Annotated in this window: 3 protein-coding genes; all 3 read right to left on the reverse strand. The window is 67.5% G+C overall.

The features are described 5' to 3' along the window. A partial coding sequence (locus tag FJZ36_18915; GenBank protein ID MBM3216971.1) for a xanthine dehydrogenase family protein molybdopterin-binding subunit occupies nt 1–1,446 on the reverse strand: 1,446 nt, incomplete at its 3' end. Nucleotides 1,447–1,449: 3 nt separating this feature from the next. After that, nucleotides 1,450–1,929 (reverse strand): (2Fe-2S)-binding protein, encoded by a 480-nt coding sequence (locus FJZ36_18920; protein MBM3216972.1) that lies wholly within the window; start codon nt 1,927–1,929, stop codon nt 1,450–1,452. Beyond that, a partial coding sequence (locus tag FJZ36_18925; GenBank protein MBM3216973.1) for a xanthine dehydrogenase family protein subunit M occupies nt 1,929–2,610 on the reverse strand: 682 nt, incomplete at its 5' end. The genes FJZ36_18925 and FJZ36_18920, both read right to left, overlap by 1 nt.

Here is a 2,610-nt window from a genome sequence, read left to right on the forward strand (position 1 = left end):
CGACGCCGTCGATCCCTCGATGAGCGAGACGGTTCCGTCGGTGTTGACGGCGATCGCCGCCGACGACTCGCCGCCGCCGTTGAACCAGAACCCCGACGCGACACCGCGTCCCTGATTGGGTCCGAGCTTCGTCTTGTAGTGGTCAGTGTTCTTCACCGCCTCGAGCGTTTCGAGGTAGCCGATGATGCCGAACATGGGCCCGTCGGCGCGTCGGTCGCCCTGCTTGACGCCGTTCTTGAGGCGGAAGTCGACCGGGTCCATCCCGACCGCTTCGGCGAGCTCGTCAATGACCGTCTCCGAGGCGAAGGCGGCGTTCGTCGCGCCCGGCGCTCGGTACGCCGACGTGTGCGGCTTGTTCACCAGCACGTCGTAGCCGTCGATCTGAACCGCCGGGAGCCGATACGGCGACAGGATGCATCCGGCTCCCGCGCCGACGGGCGATCCGGGGAACGCCCCCGCCTCGTAGATCATGTTCGCCGACGCGGCGGTGAGCGTGCCGTCCTTCTTGCACCCCATCTTCACGGTGATGACGGAGCCCGACGTCGGGCCCGTCGCCATGAGAACTTCCGCGCGGGTCATCGTCATCGTCACCGGCCTGCCCGACTTCTGCGAGAGGAGCACCGCGACCGGCTCCAGGTAGGCGTTGATCTTCCCGCCGAATCCGCCCCCGATCTCCTGCGGGATCACTTTGACCTTGGAGACGGGCAATCGGAGGATACCGGCGACCTGCTCGCGGACGCTGAACGCGCCCTGCGTGCTGCACCAGACCGTCACCTTGCCGTCGGGGGCGACGTACGCCGTGCCGTTCTGCGGCTCGATGTAGCCCTGGTGGACCATCGCCGTCTTGAACGTCCGCTCGATGACCACATCCGCCTCGGCGAAACCCTTTTCGAGGTCGCCGTGCTTGTTCTGGAAGTGGCTGGCGACGTTGCTGGGCTTGCCGTCCTCTTCCCCGATGCCTCGAGTCTTGAGGTTCGGGTTGAGGAGCGTGGCTCCCGGCTTCATCGCTTCGAGCACGTCGAGAACCGGTTCGAGGACTTCGTACTCGACCTCGATGGCGCGGACGGCCTCCTCGGCAATGTGGATGCTCGTCGCGGCGACGGCAGCGATGGCGTGTCCGTGGTAGAGCGCCTTGCCGGCGGCGAGAGTGTTGTTGCTCTCGTCCCGCAGGCTCATCGTCGACTCGCCCAGGTCTTGGAGCTTGTCGGCGACCTGGGGCAGATCGCGTCCGGTGACGACCGCCATGACGCCAGGCATCGCCTCCGCGCGGCTCGTGTCGATCTTGACGATGCGCGCGTGGGCGTGGGGGCTCCGAAGCACCTTGCCGTAGAGCATCCCGCCGAGATGGATGTCCGCTCCGTAAGCGGCGACACCCGTCACCTTGTCCGTGCCGTCGTGGCGAATGGGTCGGGTTCCGACGACCCGGAACTGCTTCTGTTCTGCCATGGGCTAAGCCTCCTGTCGCATCACGGCGGCGGCGTCGAGTACGGCGCGCACGATCTTGTCGTAGCCCGTGCATCGGCACAGGTTCCCCGCCAGTCCGAGTCGGACGTCGTGCTCGGACGGGTTCGGGTTCTTGGTGAGAAGCGCCTCGGCGGCGACGATGAAGCCCGGCGTGCAGATGCCGCATTGGAGCGCGGCGTGTTCCAGGAACTTCGTCTGGACGGCGGTCAGGTTCCCGCCCTGGGCGATGCCTTCGATGGTGCGCACCGACTTGCCCTCGACCTCGACGGCGAGGACGAGGCAGGAGTTGACGACGCGGTCATCGAGAATCACCGTGCACGCGCCGCAGTTGCCGTTGTTGCAGCCTTCCTTGGAGCCGGTGAGCTCCAGCGTGTTGCGGAGCACTTCGAGGAGGCTCTGCCGAGGCTCGCACAGGATTTCGACCGATTCGCCGTTGACCTGGAACCGAACGATACGCTTTGCCATCAGGCAGCCTCCTGCGCGCGCTGGATCGCTCCGAGGAGCGCCCGCTTCGTGAGAACGCCGACGAGGTGTCGCCGCTGGTCCGCCGTGCCGCGCATGTCGGAGATGGGTCGCGCGGCGACCTTGGCGATGTCGGCAGCCTTCTGGATCGCCGCGTCGCTGATCTCCTGTCCGGCGAGGGCATCGCCCGCCTCCGGCACGAACAGCGGCGTCGGCGCGACGGCTCCCAGGGCGATCCGCGCGGCGACGATCTGCCTGCCCGAGGCGTCCAACGTCACGTGCGCCCCGACCCCCACGACGGCGATGTCCATCTCGTTGCGGGGGATGAACCGCAGGTAGTGACCGCGCGAACGTGCTTTGGCTGCCGGGATCGTGACCCGGACGAGGAGCTCGCCCTTCGCCAGCACGGTCTTGCCGGGAGCCGTGCAGAACGCTTCGACCGGCACGTCGCGGGAACCGTTGGGCCCCTGCACATGGGCGACGGCGCTGTGGACGATCAGGGCGGGGATGGAGTCCGCCGCCGGTGAGGCATTGCACAGGTTCCCGCCGACGCTGGCGCGTCCCTGGATCTGCGCGGCGCCGATGATCGAGACGGAGTCGATGATTCCCGGATAGGATGCCGCGACGTCGCCATTCCCGTAGATGCGGTAGCAGGGAACCGCCGCGCCGATGCGCAGTCCCTGC

This window comes from Candidatus Poribacteria bacterium (assembly GCA_016866785.1).
Classification (GTDB): Bacteria; Poribacteria; WGA-4E.

Bases quoted from the DNA above. Each gene is read 5' to 3' on its own strand.
- FJZ36_18920 (MBM3216972.1), bottom strand. From the start codon at position 1,929: ATGGCAAAGCGTATCGTTCGGTTCCAGGTCAACGGCGAATCGGTCGAA.